Genomic DNA, 16,501 nt, shown 5'->3' with positions numbered 1-16,501 from the left:
TTCGAATAACTTTTGTACCGCAAAAAGAAGAACTGCACCGATACACAAGTTGCCTTCCGTGAAAGATTTTGGACTATTTTCTGCCACCATGCTTATATATTCGCCATTCTGTTTTGAGCTCTAGCGGTACGTAATTTATGCACACTATGTTCAGTGATGGCAATACATTGCCCGAGACAAGAAGTTTTTGTCAGGTGAAAACAAAATCCTCACTCGCAATGGAGTGAGGTGTTCTGGTCAAGCGGAAGTCGATACCCACACCAGGCGCTTAAGATGAAAACCCCTGCTGAAGCCTATGCATTAGGGGCTTAGGTTGTCTAAAATAAGCTGGATCATCACAAGCTTCGATACTCTATCTTTCTTGATATCCCTGTTCGAGCGGTATCCTTGATGAGGAGTAGCCGTGTTGTATGACATGTTTGCCCGCCTCTAGTTTAAACTCGTCGGTATCGCAACTCCCTTTAATCATGTTTTCTCTTTATGGTTCAGTCGCATAATCACCATAAAGAGCGTCTACATGTCTTAGGCTTTACTAGGCTACCTTTAAATTAATCGGGGTAATTCCCCCCATATGTGATTTTTTGTGGGGAAAAGGTCGCTCTATACTGGTATTTCATCAAGGGACATTGATGAGGCATTTAAATCCGTAGGGAGCATATTTGACGCAATTACCAAGTTCTGTAGTGAATCGATGAGACAGAGTGTACTGCCAACTCTACACAGAACCCCAAATTCAGGAAACAAGATATGAAAAACAAACTTATAGCAACGTTGATGCTCGGATGTACCGTATATGCAGTCACTGCTCAGGCTTCTTATTACACTGAAGGTACTGTCGACGTCGTGCGGTATGACGTCATTACTGATGTAACTTATGGCCAAGGTGCAGTGATGGCTGAGAATGAAAATACCATGATGGACCTGACTATGGATGTCTACTCTCCGGTAGAAATGACAGATGAACCATTGCCTGCAATTATCCTAACTCACGGTGGTTCTTTTCACCGCGGAAATCCGCGTATTCCTTATGTTGGAATTGGCGGACAAACGACAACCATGAGTCAGTATGCGATGCGTTATGCTGAAGAAGGCTATGTAGTATTCACTATCAAGTACCGTGTTGCCCCAGACAACCCTGTTATCGATATGAACGAACACTATAGTAATGATCTGTTACTCGACTTCTTCCAAACACCTGAGGCCATCCATCAGGGCAATGTTATTCGCTCACAAATGGGATTAGAGCTGTTTACGGAGGACAATGTGGTGGAGATCATGAGAAATGCGGTGGTAGCCGCCGCTGAAGATCTCCGAACAGCACTACATCATGTAAAAGCAGAGAACGCGACGTACAATATCGACCCTGACCTTATTGCGTTGGGTGGGTTTTCTGCAGGTGCTGTGACCTCCATTAATGTGGCCTATGGCATGCAAGAAGACGTTGCAGCAGTAATTGCCAACTCTGGTTATCCGTCGGTATTTAATATGGATAAGCTAATTGATGAAGAGAGTGAACTGCCTCCAGGCCTATTTTTCCTCGCACAAAATGACTATCCAGTTGTAGATATGGAACTAAAACCATTTATCAAAAAGCTGAGTTCGCTCAATGCTGACTACTCATTTAACTGGATTCCGAGCCATGGCCATTTCTATCCGTCGGGAGTAACTAGCCTAGGATCTGACGGCAGTCAAATGTCAGTTGAGCAACGCTCGATCGAGTTTCTCAATGAAGTACTTAAACGCAAGTGATTGTCTTTTAGCCTCCAATAGGAGGCTTTTATCATTTTCACGCTATAATTGAGCCAAAGTTCACAGATTTCACGGCAATAAGGCTCTAAACAAAATAGCTTGTTGCCTTAATCGATGAAAGAAACCCTGGAAGTTACTATGTTCACATACGACCAAGTTTGCTGTTTCTGCGCCGTTTACGAGAACGGTTCGTATAGTGCTGGGGCAAGAAAACTACGGCGCGATCGTTCAACAGTACGTGAGCATATCGCAGCGATGGAAGATACGATTGGTGTTCCGTTATTTGATATTGTTGGTAAAAGCGCTACCCCAACAGAAACCGCACATAAGCTGTATCCCAGGGCACTGGTTATAAACCATCAACTGAGAGAGTTTAGTGCCGAAGCCGCTACCTCGTTTGATGATGAGTTATCGTCCGTAAATATTTACTATGATGCAATGATCCCAACGAGTTTGATTGCAGAAGTCGAAACTAAAGTTGCTGATGTTTTCCCGCATGTCCGGTTTCACTGGCTACTGAGAAATCGCCAGGAAGCCATTACCGACCTGAGCAATAATAAGGCGCATCTTGCTTTGATGCCTGTGCTCAACCGCGTATTGCCCGAAGGCCCTGTGATTTTTACCAATTTGGGCGCAATGCGCTTTGGTGTGTACGTGGGAACGCAAAGCCCTCTTGCCAATAAAACTCAAGTACAGCTCAGCGATTTGCAATTAGAAAAACAGTATATTGTTGAAAATCACTATCTAGCAGAGCTACCCAACAGTAAGGTATCACCGCATTATCACTTGGTTAGCAGCAATGATGTCCTTATCTGTCTACTAAAAAGGCAGGGGTGGGCAGTGTTACCGGAAGAAACAGCTAGGCAGTATGAAGCTGTGTCTGACATTCAACGGATAGAGGTAAAAGAGCTCGTTAGCAACTACAACGTTAATATATGTACTTTTCATACGCCATCAGGCGAGAGAAACCCTATCATCACATTGCTGAAGGAGGTCATTAATGATTATGCAAAAAAACATTTGTTTTGATACTGGATTCAGTTTTATGCACTAGTCTTAAACTTTTTCAATCCGTAGTTCTAAATGCAAATTGGATACTGAGAAATTAATGCTAGAGAGCAACGAATTTGAGAGATAAAAGTCTACTAACTTTATGGTGTCCAACTGATACGTACCAGAAGTAGGTTGGTCGATTCAGCATACGAAAATGAGGCAGCCTTGATTGAGTTCGAGAAGTTTAAGGCTAGTCTTCATATCGCTTAGTAATGTAAAGTCAGTTTTGAATTCTTAGTCGTACTTTCTGCATAAATCACTTCTGGTAGCGTACGGTGTTCGTGAAAGCTCATGTCCAATTCCGTTCACTGACGGCACCTTATCAAGTTGTCTCGTTCGGTGATTAGCAGTACTAAAAGTTGCCTGCATACACCTTCATTATCAAAGCCGTAAGCTCAAAAATGTCCAAATAGTAGAGTTTGTCGACTCGGAAATATAACTATCAATCTCATTTTGTAGAGTTGAGACTTACCTCAACAAATAGTGTTGAAGCTTTCTTTTGAAACGCGATTCAGCGATCGTGGAATCAAGACCGAATTTTGATATCATTTTACTTAAATGCGTTTTCTGAGGTTATATAGATGAAAAAAATCCTGTTATTGATCACTACCACGTTGTTTTTTGCCGGTTGCTCTAATACTTGGGATGGGGTCAAAGACGATTCATCAAAAATTTGGAATGACACAAAAGAAGCTGTGCATGAAGCTACTGAGTAACTAGTGCGTTCATATGGAATGAGCCTCTAAGTATTCGACTATTTATACGACCACTGTTCGGTTCAGGCAGTGGCCGAACTAAACCCCAAATGATACAGAGTAAATAACAAGTATTTTGTATCTTTCCGGCAGAAACGCCGTTACTCCCAAAATTTCCACTGTTTCTTGCTATTTTCAGCTATTTTTTCCTGCCCCTTTTCTGAGCCTTTATCTAACTGATTTTGAACTTTCTGAGACTTTTTCTCTCACTGGTTGAATTTGCACCTCGTTTATTTTCCTGAAATACACATTTCGCTAATTTAGAGCTGACATTACCTCTCTATATTACGGATCAATTTTATGCTGATTGGTAAATAACTATGAAATTGAAATGGCTGGCACTTGGTACTTTTCTGATGACCCTTTTAGGGTGCAATAGCAGTGATGGTTCAGACAACACCGCCTTAGTTTCTTTCAGTGTTTCAGATGCTCCTGTAGAAGACACCACCGAAGTTGTTGTCGCCTTTGATGCCTTAGAGCTAATCCACGAAAACGGCCATCGCTATTTCCTCAATGTAGTGGATACCAATGAACACAGCGACTACCAGCAGATTGATTTACTCGAACATCAAGGTAGTAATTCAAAGTTAATTCTTTCTGACGAACGTATTGCCAAAGGCCATTACAAGAACTTAATCATTCACATCAAACCAAACGCAGATCTAAATTGGGTGATGGCTAATGGACAACATGATTTAAAAGTACCAAGCAATAAACTTCAGCTTGGCAGTTTCGAAGTCACCGAGGAAACTGTTCAATCTTTCACTATTGAATTTGATCTACGGCAGTCCTTGGTTTTACGTGGTAACAACACAAATAATAGTGGTTATAACCTGAAGCCACAGGGTGTGAAGATAGTAGATAATGGCTCTGCTACATCCATATGGGGCAATGTCGAACCTGCCTTATTTAGTGAGGGTGAAGCGTGTAGTGATGATGGTGGTAATGTTGTTTACCTATACCAAGGTCATGACCACAATGCAGCAGCGTTAGTTGATAATATTGATACTCTTGATGACGATTATCTTAATAACTCAGAACTACCAGAGGGTTTTGTAGTTCCTTATGCGTCTGTCTCGGTCATGGAAAATGGTGACTATTATTTCGGTTTTATTCCATCGGGTAACTACACCATTGCCTTTACATGCAGCGCCTATGTTGATGACCCCATCCAATACGACCAGATTAAGATTGCTAATCCGAATGAGCAGTCAGCGGAAATAACGACTTTGCCAATCCAAGAGTACCAACACAATTTTTATTGAGTACTTTTTTGTATAAGACCACTAATGAAAATGTCCATTTTCGTTCACGAACTGCATCATATAAAGTGATGCAGTTTTGCTATTTGGGCTGGCAGAAGTTATTTTAAGGGTCAATTTCGTCCGAAGCGCTAAATACTTTCTGTCTAGAAGTGTGCCAGAGCCCAGAGTACGCAATCCCAAAGTTTTGCCCGATAAACTATCTCTGTGTTCTGAAACCTGGTAAGTCATGATGCCTGGCTGAACGGTTACGATGAGTAAGCCTCAACTCTATGAGGCTTTTCTTTTACTTATCTTTTCCTTTGCCACCCTTGTTACTGCCGCCGCCTCGATTACTATTCCCGCCACCTTTATTGCTGTTTCCACCGCTTTTTTTACTCGATTTGGATTGACTACTTGCTTGATTGGTTGAAAGCAACTGTTGTTTCTGAGCTTTTAGCTCTCCGGTTCCATTGCCTGGATTAGAGTATTTCGCGTGTGCATTGAGTTCATCTTGGCTGACGAAGCCATCTTTATTTTTATCGAATGAGGCGAATGCACTTAAACCGATCTGACTTTCATCATCATCACCCTCTTGTTCGCCTTCTTGCTGTGAAACCGTCCCTGAGCCCCCAAGACGAAACTGATTAAACTCCTCCTTTGACACTAATCCATCACCATCGCTGTCCATTTCCTCAACAATAGGGGCGACTTTAGTTCGATTATTCTCATCCTCTACTTCCTCCGCCGAAACAGCAAGGAAAGAGACAGTGGTCAATAACGCCACCAGCAAATTAGTAAACTTGTTCATACTTTTCTCCATATCAGCACACCATTTATAATTTTAGACTAATACGGTTTAAAAATATGACCTAACAGAAGCAGCTCTTTCTGGCCTATCATATTGACACAGAGAGCAAAAAAACTGATTTATTGATTACTTGCTCCACTACAGCGTCAGTCACTTCAGATTTCATCGTCGAACATTTTTTTGTACGTAGTGTACGATTTCACGTGTCATCATTTCCTTCGCATAAAGGCAATCATGAATTTGAATTGGTTCCGATCATTGCGAGCTAGCTGGTGTTCAAAGCTTGCGGAGATAAATGGTTACAATGCATGGACTATCATTAGTACTGCATGAAACGGGTAGAGGTATAAAAATCAAGATGAGCGGATTTGTCCATTTCCTTCCATCTCAGGCACTGCGATAAGCGGTGCCTAAATGTGTTTTGCGATACTAAAAGTTATCCGGCGGGTAGATTCGTTCCATAAAGCCAAACTCGTCTTTGTCCAAAAGCTTCTTATGCGGAGTTGTGGTTTGTTTGTGGTTTGTTTGTACATATGTTTGTCGCAATCTAGATAGTGTGCTTGAGTTCGGTGTAGGTTACGCCCTCAATCTCTTTTACTCGCACTATCAATATATGTGCTCCACCACTGCATAATTTGTTTCCTTTGCTCAAAGAAATCTGAGCGGTTGTAACTTGCGCGTGTTTCATTTTGGTCTGAATGAGATAAGCATGCTTCAATATGAAGGGTATCGAAACCTTCTTCATGTAGTGCGGTTGAAGCAATTGCTCGTAGTCCATGAGCAACAAGCTTGCCTTGAAAGCCTAAGCTGCGCTTAAGTGCAGCATTCGCGGTAAAGACACTTACATGACTATTTGGATCTCGCTCTCCCGGAAAAACAAATTCTCTTCCTTCACTTTGTGGCTTCATTTTATCCAGAATATCAATACATTCCTCAGTCAGAGGAATCCTATGTTTTTTTCTGCGTTTCATCTCAGTTGCAGGAATAGTCCAACATTTAGATACTAAATCAATGTCTTTCCAACGTGTTCTAGCTGCTTCCTTGGGTCTTGCTATAGTGTGTAGTTGCCATAGTAATAAACACTTAGTTTTATCTTGAATTTTGTTGTTACTTTCTAATCTAGAAAGAAATGTCTCAAGCAATTCGGGGCGTATTGTAGCCATATGCTTGACATCATGTCTTTCAAACGCATTGATCATTCGAGTTAGTGGATTTGCGTTGATAACTCCGCTATCGACACCATATTCCATAATCTGATTTAGTGACTGACAAATACGTTTAATAGTTGAGAGCTTTTGATCTACTTCTAAAGGTCGAAGAATTAAGATCGTATCTCTGCGAGTAATTTCCCCAATTGGGACATTCCCAAGCTTAGGTAGGGCATATTTTTCTAGTGTACGCCATGTCCTCTCCGCGTGAGCTGCACTGATGGTTTTCTTTTTTCTTTCGAACCATTGCTTAGCAACAGAAAGGAAGATGCTGGATTCTCTTCTTTTTGCTTCTTGCTTTATTTCTTTTAGTTGTTGCTTTGGATTTACTCCATTTGCTACTTGGTCGCGGTGTTCTTGTGCGATTTTTCTCGCATTAGCGAGGGTTAGTTTAGGGTATGAGCCAAGAGAAATTTTCTTAACTTTGCCAGTCATGGGGTCGCAGTATCGGAATTGCCAAGATTTAGTACCATTTGGTCTGATACGAATGTTCAATCCATTTCCATCAGCAAGGACATATTCTTTATCTTTAACAGGAGTGTTTTTGATCTGTCGGTCGGTCAATCTTATTGTTGGCTTAGGCATGGGAACTCCTTGATGGTTGTTCCTCTATTATACAGCAGTTATATTTATGGGGTACAAAATGGGGTACAAAAAATTATGGATTTAGTGAAACGACTTAGGACGTTATTAAATAGGGATGTTTGATTATATGTATGTTTATAAAGAATAAAATGCATTTAATTAGACGTTATTGTATTTCAATTCAGTAGACCTGGAAACCATTGAATTGAATTATTGATCATTCGAAATGTGCCTTACTGTTATTAATCTAAGCAGCGAATTTGCGAGGGATTCTATCATCATCCGGCAATGGTATGTAGCCCATAGGCAGGGTGTCGTTTTTTTATTGTTTTATGTCGGAAACTTTGTAGAACGCTTCCCTAATATAGGCGTATGATATTCCGTAATATTTAATAATATATGCATGCCTTTAACAGACTTTTGTTAAACGGTTTCATAGGTAAATAATGACAAAAATTAAAAGTATGGACCAACGAATGTCCATCATTGCGATCGGCTGGCCAATACTGGTTGAAGTTCTACTTCGAACCGTTTTGGGAACAAGCGACGTATTCATGCTAAGTAGCTATTCAGACAAAGCGGTGTCCGCGGTCGGGGTTATTACACAGCTCACCTTCTTCCTTATGATTGTGTCTTCCATGGTCAGTAGCGGTACCGCGATATTGATTACTCAGTTTAATGGCGCCGGTAAATCACAACTAGCGGCAGACGTTGGTGTCGCTAGTGTATTTCTTTCAATCATTGTAGGGTTGTTTTTGAGCGGGCTGGCTGTTTTTGGCGCTTTCTACTTTATACCGTTATATGGGTTAGAGCATCAGGTAGAAGTGTATGCACGAGATTACCTGTCTATTGCTGGCGCATTTACATTTACCGTTACTTTAGGAATCGTTTTTTCTACGATTTTACGTAGTCACGGTTATTCTCGGGCACCCATGGTGGTGAACTTAGCGACTGGTGTTATTAATGTTATCGGTAATTACATTGCCCTTTACCAACCATTCGGTTTACCTGTTTTTGGCGTCCAGGGTGTTGCTATTGCGACTGTCTTTAGTCAGATACTGGGAACAATTGTGCTATGGGTTATCTTAGTTCGAGCGGATATTAAACTGCCATACCGAGCTTTTTTAATGGTTAGCCGCGATATATACGCAAAGATCTTAAAAATTGGCAGTATGAATGCTGGCGAAATTCTGTTTTATAACGTGGCTCAGATCATTATCGTCTATTTTGTGGTTCAGATGGGTACTGCTTCCCTGGCTGCGTATACTTATGCCCAAAATATTGCCCGATTTTCGTTTGCGTTCTCAGTGGCCCTGGGGCAAGCAGCGCAGATCCAAACTGGATATTACGTTGGAAAAGGATGGATAGATTCGATACATAGTAAAGTGCAAAAATATTTTTATGTCGGTTTTGCTGTATCCATTGCTGTCGCTTCGATGATCTACCTGTTTAGAGAACCAATATTGAGCCTTTTCACTCATGATTCAGAAGTGCTTGTGTTAACCGTTTCTCTGTTATTAGCATCCATATTTCTTGAAGGTGGAAGGGTATTTAACCTGATCTTCATTTCAGCATTGAAGGGAGCGGGTGATGTCAAATTTCCGGTCCAGATGGGGATATTGAGTATGTGGGGCATTGGGGTTTTTATGGCCTATGTTCTGGGAATTCATCTTGGATATGGCGTCGCAGGGGCGTGGATAGCGGTAGCGCTAGATGAATGGATACGTGGCCTAATCATGGCGGTCAGATGGCGCTCAAAGATCTGGACCAGGTTTAAGCTGGTGGATGCGTAAAGAGTAGTAGTAGCTTTTACAACAATTTAATTAGGACAGAGCTGATAACTCTGTCCTAATTAAGCGAGAGCCTTGAAATGAAAATCAGTATTGGAACCGTACGTTCATCATAAATTGGCCACCATAGATACCGTTGTTGCGTAACCCTGCGCCAAGTACCAGTTGTTGGGTTGAATGGAATCGGGCACCTGCATTATAAGATGTATGGGTTTCGTCACCGTCAATTAATTGACCAATATCGCCATATACCTCAACATTCTGCAACAGCCATACTCTTGCTCCAAGGCCAAATTCAGGTAGAAAATCTTCACCAACAAGTTCGTCACTGCCTTCTTTAACATTGTTAAGCAGCAGGTGTCCGTAGATATCCGCAAATTGGTTGACTGGGCCATTAAAGCCAACACCACCAGTAAGAATCCAATCGCCTTCAAACTGACTTTCGCCACTGACGATAAAATGACTGTTTTCGGTAAACTGAGTACTGAAGCCCATCCCAAAAGAAGTCGGGCTTGAACCTATGTTGAAGTCAAAGTTGTTGTAACTGAAATTGTTAGCGTTAGCAGCACCTGATACCAACAGCGTTGAAATTAACAGGCTTAGTGAGCGAGCTTTTCCTTGCATGGAGACTCCGAAAAAGGTTAATTTAAATCTTAATCTGTTAATGCAATTAGCACGCCAACAAAAGAGCCATTAACCTGACTTAATCGTATGTTGTGATAAAAACTTTACGCAGAGCACAACGAATACGGTAAAATTAAGGTATTGTATCAGGCCAAAATGATAGTCTCAGGATGTTAAAGTTGATTCGTAGTTTGTTTATAGCCCTGGTTGTTTTTTTCTCCGCGTCTTCAGCAGCAGACAGTTTAAAAGTTTACGCTGCTTCTTCTATGACCAATGCGATTCAAGACATAAGTAAGCGGTTTTACGATCAAACCGGGATAAAAGTGGTTACTGTGTTTGGTGGTTCGGCTTCCTTAGCAAGACAAATTGACAAGGGAGCACCTGCAGACATATATATTTCCGCCAATAAAAAATGGATGGAGTATCTGATCCAGAAGGGCACTATAACCAGTGAAAACGCGACTGATATTGCCAGAAACAGACTAGTGGTTGTTGCAGGTGCTAATTTAAGTGATGAGCCTTTTGATTCGTCAAACAAACAATCCTGGGTTAGCTTAACTCAAAATAGCAGGATTGCTGTCGGGCAAACTGACTCAGTACCGGCTGGCATCTACGCAAAACAATCACTTCAAACTCTCGGAGTATGGGAGGTGTTAAAATCGCGTTTAGCAAGCGCAAACAATGTTAGGTTTGCATTGGCTCTAGTTGAAAGAGGCGAGACCGATATTGGGATCGTATATCGAACAGACGCTCTGTATAGTGACGCGGTAACAATAATCACGGAGCTACCAGAAAGTAGCCATGATCCTATTGTGTACCCAGCTGCGTTGGTCAATGAGAGTGAAGATGCACAAATGTTCTTTAAATTCCTTATGCGTAACGACGCGAAACAAGTGTTGAATAAGTATGGTTTTCAAACCATAAACTCGAACTGACACAACGTTTTTGAATAAACTGGTAGGGAACCATTTAATGTTGACCGAACTCGAAGCTGAGGCGTTACTTTTAAGTATTAAAGTAGCGTTTTTTGCCGTATTGTGGCTTGTCCCGATTGGGATAGTGCTCGCCTGGCTTTTAGCTCGTAAAAACTTCCTCGGTAAAAGTCTTCTCGATAGCCTGATTCATCTGCCATTAGTTTTACCTCCTGTTGTTATTGGCTATCTGTTACTGATCCTGATGGGTAGACAAGGGGTTGTAGGAAAGTTCTTGAATGATGTGTTTGGCATCAGTTTTAGCTTCAGTTGGAAAGGGGCTGCATTAGCCTCTGCGGTAGTCGCGCTTCCTTTAATGGTAAGGGCTATACGACTCAGTCTGGAGTCGGTAGATACCCGCCTAGAACATGCGGCACGCACACTAGGAGCATCACCTATAAAGGTGTTTTTTACTATTACACTGCCCTTGATTCTGCCTGGCATTGTAACTGGAACAATGCTTGCTTTTGCCAGAAGTCTTGGGGAGTTTGGTGCCACAATTACGTTTGTTTCCAACATCCCAGGTGAAACCCAGACTATTCCTTTAGCTATGTTTAGTTTTATCGAGACTCCGGGGGCTGAATTCGAAGCAGCCAGGTTATGCGCTATCTCGATAGTTGTAGCTTTGACTTCTTTATTTGTCTCGGAGTTGCTTAATCGAAAAGCACAGCGTCAGTTGAACGGGAGTGTAGCCAGGTGATTTCAGTATCGGTGAAACGTACACTCGGTAATATTTTGCTGGATGTGGAAACAGAGCTTCCCTCAAAAGGAATCACGGCAATTTTTGGTCGCTCAGGCTCAGGGAAAACGTCAATCATCAATGTGATAAGTGGTTTGCTCCAACCGGATTCGGGCCAAATAAAAGTAGGGGAGCATACCCTTTACAACGATCAGCAGAAGATCAACGTACCTATCGAAAAACGTAATATCGGCTATGTTTTTCAGGACGCACGGTTATTTCCCCATTATTCAGTTAAAGGAAACCTTTTATACGGTGTGAAAGGGGAGCTGGATGTTCACTCGTTTGAGCACATTATTCAATTATTGAGTTTAGAACACCTTCTTAAGCGCTACCCCTCAGATCTGTCAGGTGGTGAAAAACAACGCGTCGCTATTGCCAGGGCGTTACTATCCAGTCCACAGTTACTTTTGATGGATGAGCCTCTTGCGTCTCTCGATCTTCCTCGTAAAAAGGAAGTAATGCCGTTCCTGGAAAAACTGGCTAAAGAAGTGAAAATTCCGATTCTCTACGTCACGCACAGTTTAAACGAAATCTTGCGTCTTGCTGACCATATCTTGCTGATCGATCAGGGGAGTGTAATCGCTAGCGGTCCATTGGAAGAGGTATGGGGTTCAGAAGCGATGAAGCCATGGCAATCATTCTCTGAACGAAGCACTTTACTTGAGGGTGTTGTTATTGAACATCATAACGATTATGCATTGACGCTTGTTAAGCTGAATGATCAGGCTCGCCTTTGGGTTCAGAAGATAGACGAAGAGCCAGGAAGCCAGATTCGACTGCAGATTCGCTCTAACGATGTATCTGTGACGACAGAGAAACCCGTAAACACTTCTATCCGAAACATCATTCCTGCGAAAGTGCTGAGCTCGGAAGAGGTACGAAATCAGCATGGTAATCTAAGTATTGCCTTAAAACTGGATTTAGGAAGCAATTGCCGTCTTGAGGCAACGATTACTCAATGGGCAATGGATGAGCTTAAGTTGAACAAAGGAACACAAGTGTATTTGCAGATAAAAGGCGTGAGCGTCACGCAAAAAGATATGGCGCCTATACCCGTGCACGAATAATAAAAAATGCCGCAAAGCAGATTACTTTTGCGGCATTTTTTATCAGCTAGTAAGTTATTTAGCGAACACGTCGATAAACTCTTTTTTCAAGATAGGGTCACGACGAGCTTTTTTCACTTGTTTGACCATATCTTTTACACAGTTATGCAGAACTTGATCTAACAGCTGCGCACGATACTCTTCTTGTTCTTCATCACTCATCTCTTTAGGAAGGTTAAGCGTTTGATACTCTTCCATAAAGTTAACTCCGGCAAATGACTGGCTCACGGTAATTAGAGCGTGGAATTGCTCGAAGTTGTCCAGAATGTTCTGCGCACTAGCTGGCATCTGATCCCATGCTTCTCTCACTGCGTCTTCCGAGACTTCGTGAATTGATACAACCATATGATGCATTTCTTCAGGAACTTCATCATATTCAATCACTTTGCGTAGCTCTGCCGAAACTGTAGATAAATCGACCTTAATTGGTTCTTGTGTTGTCTCTTCTGACATAGGACATTCTCTTTAATGTAAAAACGCACATGCTAAGTTGAATAATTTAAATGTCAACAAACTAAAAAGCCGTCAACGGGTGACGGCTTTGATAAAGCTGGTTTTACTGATCAGATGGCGCTGACGTCTTCTGCTTGAGGGCCTTTCTGGCCGTTAGTCACCACGAATGATACCTGTTGACCATCCTGAAGGTTACGACGACCCGTACCATTGATTGCTGAAAAGTGTACGAACACATCTTTGCCGCCGTTTTCTGGTGTGATGAAGCCGAACCCTTTATCTTGATTAAACCACTTTACAGTGCCATTGATTTTATCACTCATACCTGTTCTCTATCCATATAACTGATTGATGCAAAAGCACATCAACAAAGTTACCGTACAATATTGGTTATTAGTGCGCCAGTTAAAGTATGATGAATTTTTGAAGGATGTGATCTATGCCTGTTGAACGATGAAATTAGCCTATTCCGAAGCAAAATATAGCTTAGAAAAAGTGTAGTAACGCTCTCTGTTCAGCCCACGATCGCTATATCCAACACGTGATTGAGAACGGTATTCTATGCGTTGACTGGTTGTATCGAAATAGAGCTCAACATCATCTTTGTATTGCATGGTTGGCGTTGTAAAAACGATATGCATATAAACGTTTTCATCGGTGACTATGTTATTTCCGCCCATCTTCTCGAGCACACTGTAAACAGCTTGCTTGGCTTTATCTAGCTCAGTAAAAGGAAAAGGGTCTACAAGCTTTTCCGGGTCATCCGATTGGGAAGAAACGGCATTAGGGGATGATGGAACGGGTGAAAACTTGCCATCTACGACGCCGAGATAATCTGGCAAAGTGTTATTTTTATATCCCATAAAGCCGCCACCAAGAATAATAATCGCAGCAATTAGTTTAAGTAACATGTTGAGTTCCTGTTTTGATTTCTATTTTATTGAATGAACAAAATATTAACAGGATTAGAACTAGTCGGAAACACGATTTCGTCCAGATTGTTTGGCCCGGTATAACGCCTCATCTGCAGCTTTAAGCACAGACTCTGGATTTTTGGTGTCGTAACTGTCTGCCATACCGATGCTTATTGTGACGCTGACGGTATCATTTTCACTTTGCTTTTTACGTTGTTTAGAGCCGACCTTGTTGTTCTTAGGGCGGTTGTTCATGTTTCGGATCGTCATTTGGTAATCGGCGATGTTTTCTCTTAGTTCTTCAAGGAACGGATGCGAATCATCGGTATATTTTCCTTTGAACAACACCGTAAATTCTTCACCACCGTATCGATACACTTTCGCTTTTCCACGGGTATTCATCATTTTGCTAGCAACCAGTTTAAGTACATCATCGCCAGTATCGTGACCATAGGTATCGTTAAACTTTTTAAAGTGATCTACATCCAGCATTGCGATGGTGTATTTACGGCCAAGATGACGCATTTCAGTTTCAAGCGCTCTTCGACCGGGTATTCCGGTTAACTGATCAACATAAGCGAGCTCATGGCTGGTTGTAATAACAATGACAATAAGCATCACACCGGTTAAAGAGAAGAGCGTCGCAGAGATGTAATTGGTGTCAAAAAGGACGAAAGTTAACAGCGTCAACACCTGGCAGGTATAGATAGCAGCATCAATTGATTTGTTAAACTTAAGAACACGTATGCCGTACCAACCAGTGACAAACGTGCTGTAAAGAAAGATCAGTACCGGAAGTTTTGATAGCTCAGGGACGGTAAAGAGCGCATTTTGCCAAAACTCATTTAAGCCAGTTTCCTGTACATGGACAACGGTAATAACGCCCCAGGTAATTAGCATCGCCAAAATTACGAGGTAACTTAAGCCTTTGGTAGTGAAAAGCTTACACTCTTTATAAAGACTTGCAGTAATACAGGCGACAGGGAAGATAAAAGCGAGGAGCAGATATTCCAATTTAGTTGTGCCAGTGGAAAGAGGAGACTGCAGACGTTCCTGAATGACATAGTAGGTCACACACATGGCAAACGTGACCATACCGATGCGCCCCTGATTAAACAGCTGACACAATAAGATGCAAATAAGGAAGAGCAAGTATGGCAAATTAGCGGCGAGGTGGATATTTGTTTCGATAGTCCCTGAAATGGGCTGCATCGCGAATTGCAATACCAAAACAAAAAACAATGGTAGAAAGAATTTAATCAGATTAGGACTAAAAAGTGACATCGCGAGTCTACAGCCTGCTTACTAGTTGTATAAAACACCAGCGCCTTAGTTGATAATCAAATAAAACTAAGATTTTCAATAAATGAGCATAATGCCAATAAATCTATCAGGGAACAATAAAAACATGAAAAGTGTGGCTAAACTATCAGATTTGCTATAAATGATGCGCATTGACAATCTTCGCGGATTTACCTTTATAAGTATTAGGTTAAGCTTAGGTTACTTGAGTATACAATTTGTCTATATGAACGATTAATGGAGTAGAGACATGCAAATCAGTGTTGAAGTTCATAACTATATGGAAACGCTGGTCGGTAGAAAATTGGCCGGACCTGAATATGCGGACAAGTATGACAGTGAGCAACTAGCCGACTTAGCTTGTATTGCACTCAACCAACTGCGCCCGGTATATATACGTCATGACGTAGATTTCTTATCCAGTGTACAGGAAGAAAAGATTAATCAATTACGGATTCAAGCAACGATTGCTCTTGAAGCTGCTGAAACGATGATTAAAGATGACAGAAGGCGGGAGCGTGGCGAAGATGACATTGATGTCATCTATAAAGATCTTTCTGAGGAAGAAGATCCAGAATTAGAATGGTTTGAGAAGCCCATTATTCCGCCAAAGACCAATTAATTCAGAGCAAACAAATTTTATTACAGGAGTTTTAGCGTGGGATTTTTCTCAAAACTATTTGGGGGCGGTAAATCGCAAGCGTCAGCTAAAGAGGTCGAGCCTGTCGAGCATAAAGGCTTCCTTATATATCAGGAGTCCAAAGCTGAGTCCGGCCAGTATCGAATTGCTGGTCGTATAACAAAAGAAATAGATGGTGAGCTAAAGATTCATCATTTTATCCGTTCTGATGTGGTGACGTCAGAAACAGACGCAAATGAGTTGATGCTGTCCAAAGCAAAGATGTTTATCGATCAGATGAACGGCGATATTTTTAAATAGGTTGTTTTTGTTCAATCAATAAAAATCGCCCTTTCAAAATTGGAAGCAACTTGTTGATGTTCGTCATATATATGGGAGTCAATAGCATTTAAGCTGTTGGCTCCTTTTAATGAAAAGCGCGTTATAGCTGCATCGGTAATAAAATCTATCAAGTTAGAAACCGAGCCTTTAGCAAAAGGGAGGTTCGACCTGATAGCTGTAATTACATAATGTGGTTTTTTTACAAGAGATTTATAGGTATGCTTGAGAACATACTT

The 16,501-nt window shown here is 41.5% G+C and carries 17 protein-coding genes; 10 read left to right on the top strand and 7 right to left on the bottom strand.

Annotated features, from left to right (window positions below; genetic code table 11):
* Nucleotides 1-747: 747 nt before the first annotated feature.
* The 4 genes from P7F88_RS05040 to P7F88_RS05025 all read left to right on the top strand — a co-directional run bounded on the left by P7F88_RS05040 (nucleotide 748) and on the right by P7F88_RS05025 (nucleotide 4,822).
* Nucleotides 748-1,749, top strand: a complete 1,002-nt coding sequence (locus P7F88_RS05040; RefSeq protein ID WP_277822461.1) for an alpha/beta hydrolase — start codon at nucleotides 748-750, stop codon at nucleotides 1,747-1,749.
* Nucleotides 1,750-1,887: 138 nt separating this feature from the next.
* Nucleotides 1,888-2,778 carry a LysR family transcriptional regulator gene (locus P7F88_RS05035; RefSeq protein WP_277822459.1) on the top strand — a complete coding sequence of 297 codons (891 nt, stop codon included), beginning with the start codon at nucleotides 1,888-1,890 and terminating at the stop codon, nucleotides 2,776-2,778.
* A gap of 605 nt (nucleotides 2,779-3,383) precedes the next feature.
* Nucleotides 3,384-3,518 carry a membrane lipoprotein lipid attachment site-containing protein gene (locus P7F88_RS05030; protein WP_277822457.1) on the top strand — a complete coding sequence of 45 codons (135 nt, stop codon included), beginning with the start codon at nucleotides 3,384-3,386 and terminating at the stop codon, nucleotides 3,516-3,518.
* 359 nt (nucleotides 3,519-3,877) lie between these two features.
* Nucleotides 3,878-4,822: a DUF4382 domain-containing protein gene (locus tag P7F88_RS05025; RefSeq protein ID WP_277822455.1), complete on the top strand. Its 945-nt coding sequence runs from the start codon at nucleotides 3,878-3,880 to the stop codon at nucleotides 4,820-4,822.
* Between the two features lie 283 nt (nucleotides 4,823-5,105).
* On the opposite strand, the gene P7F88_RS05020 is transcribed toward P7F88_RS05025, so the two are convergent.
* Together P7F88_RS05020 and P7F88_RS05015 are read right to left on the bottom strand one after the other, a co-directional pair.
* Entirely contained in the window at nucleotides 5,106-5,609 is a 504-nt protein-coding gene (locus P7F88_RS05020) for an EF-hand domain-containing protein (RefSeq protein WP_277822453.1), read from the bottom strand.
* A 584-nt stretch (nucleotides 5,610-6,193) separates the two neighbouring features.
* Nucleotides 6,194-7,402, bottom strand: coding sequence for an integrase arm-type DNA-binding domain-containing protein (locus P7F88_RS05015; protein ID WP_277822451.1), 1,209 nt, complete (start codon nucleotides 7,400-7,402; stop codon nucleotides 6,194-6,196).
* A gap of 446 nt (nucleotides 7,403-7,848) precedes the next feature.
* On the opposite strand from P7F88_RS05015, the gene P7F88_RS05010 reads away from it, so the two are divergent.
* The gene (locus P7F88_RS05010) at nucleotides 7,849-9,195 is read left to right on the top strand and encodes an MATE family efflux transporter (protein ID WP_277822449.1); all 1,347 of its coding nucleotides are present in this window, start codon (nucleotides 7,849-7,851) and stop codon (nucleotides 9,193-9,195) included.
* 84 nt (nucleotides 9,196-9,279) lie between these two features.
* Here the strand turns inward: P7F88_RS05010 and P7F88_RS05005 are convergent, their stop codons facing one another.
* Nucleotides 9,280-9,816 carry a hypothetical protein gene (locus P7F88_RS05005; protein ID WP_277822447.1) on the bottom strand — a complete coding sequence of 179 codons (537 nt, stop codon included), beginning with the start codon at nucleotides 9,814-9,816 and terminating at the stop codon, nucleotides 9,280-9,282.
* Between the two features lie 170 nt (nucleotides 9,817-9,986).
* Between P7F88_RS05005 and modA the strand changes: the two genes are divergently transcribed.
* From modA to modC, 3 genes are read left to right on the top strand one after another with little or no spacing between them, the layout of a single operon-like run.
* Nucleotides 9,987-10,751, top strand: coding sequence for a molybdate ABC transporter substrate-binding protein (gene modA / locus P7F88_RS05000; protein WP_277822445.1), 765 nt, complete (start codon nucleotides 9,987-9,989; stop codon nucleotides 10,749-10,751).
* 37 nt (nucleotides 10,752-10,788) lie between these two features.
* The gene (gene modB / locus P7F88_RS04995) at nucleotides 10,789-11,487 is read left to right on the top strand and encodes a molybdate ABC transporter permease subunit (protein ID WP_277822443.1); all 699 of its coding nucleotides are present in this window, start codon (nucleotides 10,789-10,791) and stop codon (nucleotides 11,485-11,487) included.
* Nucleotides 11,484-12,596, top strand: coding sequence for a molybdenum ABC transporter ATP-binding protein ModC (gene modC, locus P7F88_RS04990; RefSeq protein ID WP_277822441.1), 1,113 nt, complete (start codon nucleotides 11,484-11,486; stop codon nucleotides 12,594-12,596). The genes modB and modC overlap by 4 nt, the downstream gene beginning before the upstream one ends.
* A 54-nt stretch (nucleotides 12,597-12,650) precedes the next feature.
* Here modC and P7F88_RS04985 read toward each other — a convergent pair whose 3' ends face one another.
* The 4 genes from P7F88_RS04985 to P7F88_RS04970 form a co-directional block, all read right to left on the bottom strand.
* Entirely contained in the window at nucleotides 12,651-13,088 is a 438-nt protein-coding gene (locus tag P7F88_RS04985; RefSeq protein ID WP_277822439.1) for a DUF3069 domain-containing protein, read from the bottom strand.
* Between the two features lie 110 nt (nucleotides 13,089-13,198).
* Nucleotides 13,199-13,411, bottom strand: a complete 213-nt coding sequence (locus P7F88_RS04980) for a cold-shock protein (RefSeq protein ID WP_277822437.1) — start codon at nucleotides 13,409-13,411, stop codon at nucleotides 13,199-13,201.
* A 141-nt stretch (nucleotides 13,412-13,552) separates the two neighbouring features.
* Entirely contained in the window at nucleotides 13,553-13,999 is a 447-nt protein-coding gene (locus tag P7F88_RS04975; protein ID WP_277822435.1) for a DUF1499 domain-containing protein, read from the bottom strand.
* A gap of 60 nt (nucleotides 14,000-14,059) precedes the next feature.
* Nucleotides 14,060-15,214: a GGDEF domain-containing protein gene (locus P7F88_RS04970; protein WP_277822433.1), complete on the bottom strand. Its 1,155-nt coding sequence runs from the start codon at nucleotides 15,212-15,214 to the stop codon at nucleotides 14,060-14,062.
* Nucleotides 15,215-15,554: 340 nt separating this feature from the next.
* Here P7F88_RS04970 and P7F88_RS04965 point away from each other — a divergent pair, with 340 nt between their 5' ends.
* Together P7F88_RS04965 and P7F88_RS04960 are read left to right on the top strand one after the other, a co-directional pair.
* Nucleotides 15,555-15,926, top strand: coding sequence for a late competence development ComFB family protein (locus tag P7F88_RS04965; RefSeq protein WP_277822431.1), 372 nt, complete (start codon nucleotides 15,555-15,557; stop codon nucleotides 15,924-15,926).
* Between the two features lie 36 nt (nucleotides 15,927-15,962).
* A complete protein-coding gene (locus P7F88_RS04960; RefSeq protein ID WP_277822429.1) occupies nucleotides 15,963-16,244 on the top strand; it encodes an HlyU family transcriptional regulator in 282 nt (93 codons plus the stop codon).
* Nucleotides 16,245-16,501: the final 257 nt, after the last annotated feature.

The sequence above is a fragment of the Vibrio hannami genome (assembly GCF_029589055.1).
Lineage (GTDB): Bacteria > Pseudomonadota > Gammaproteobacteria > Enterobacterales > Vibrionaceae > Vibrio > Vibrio hannami.
This window is presented reverse-complemented; position numbering and strand designations above follow the sequence as displayed.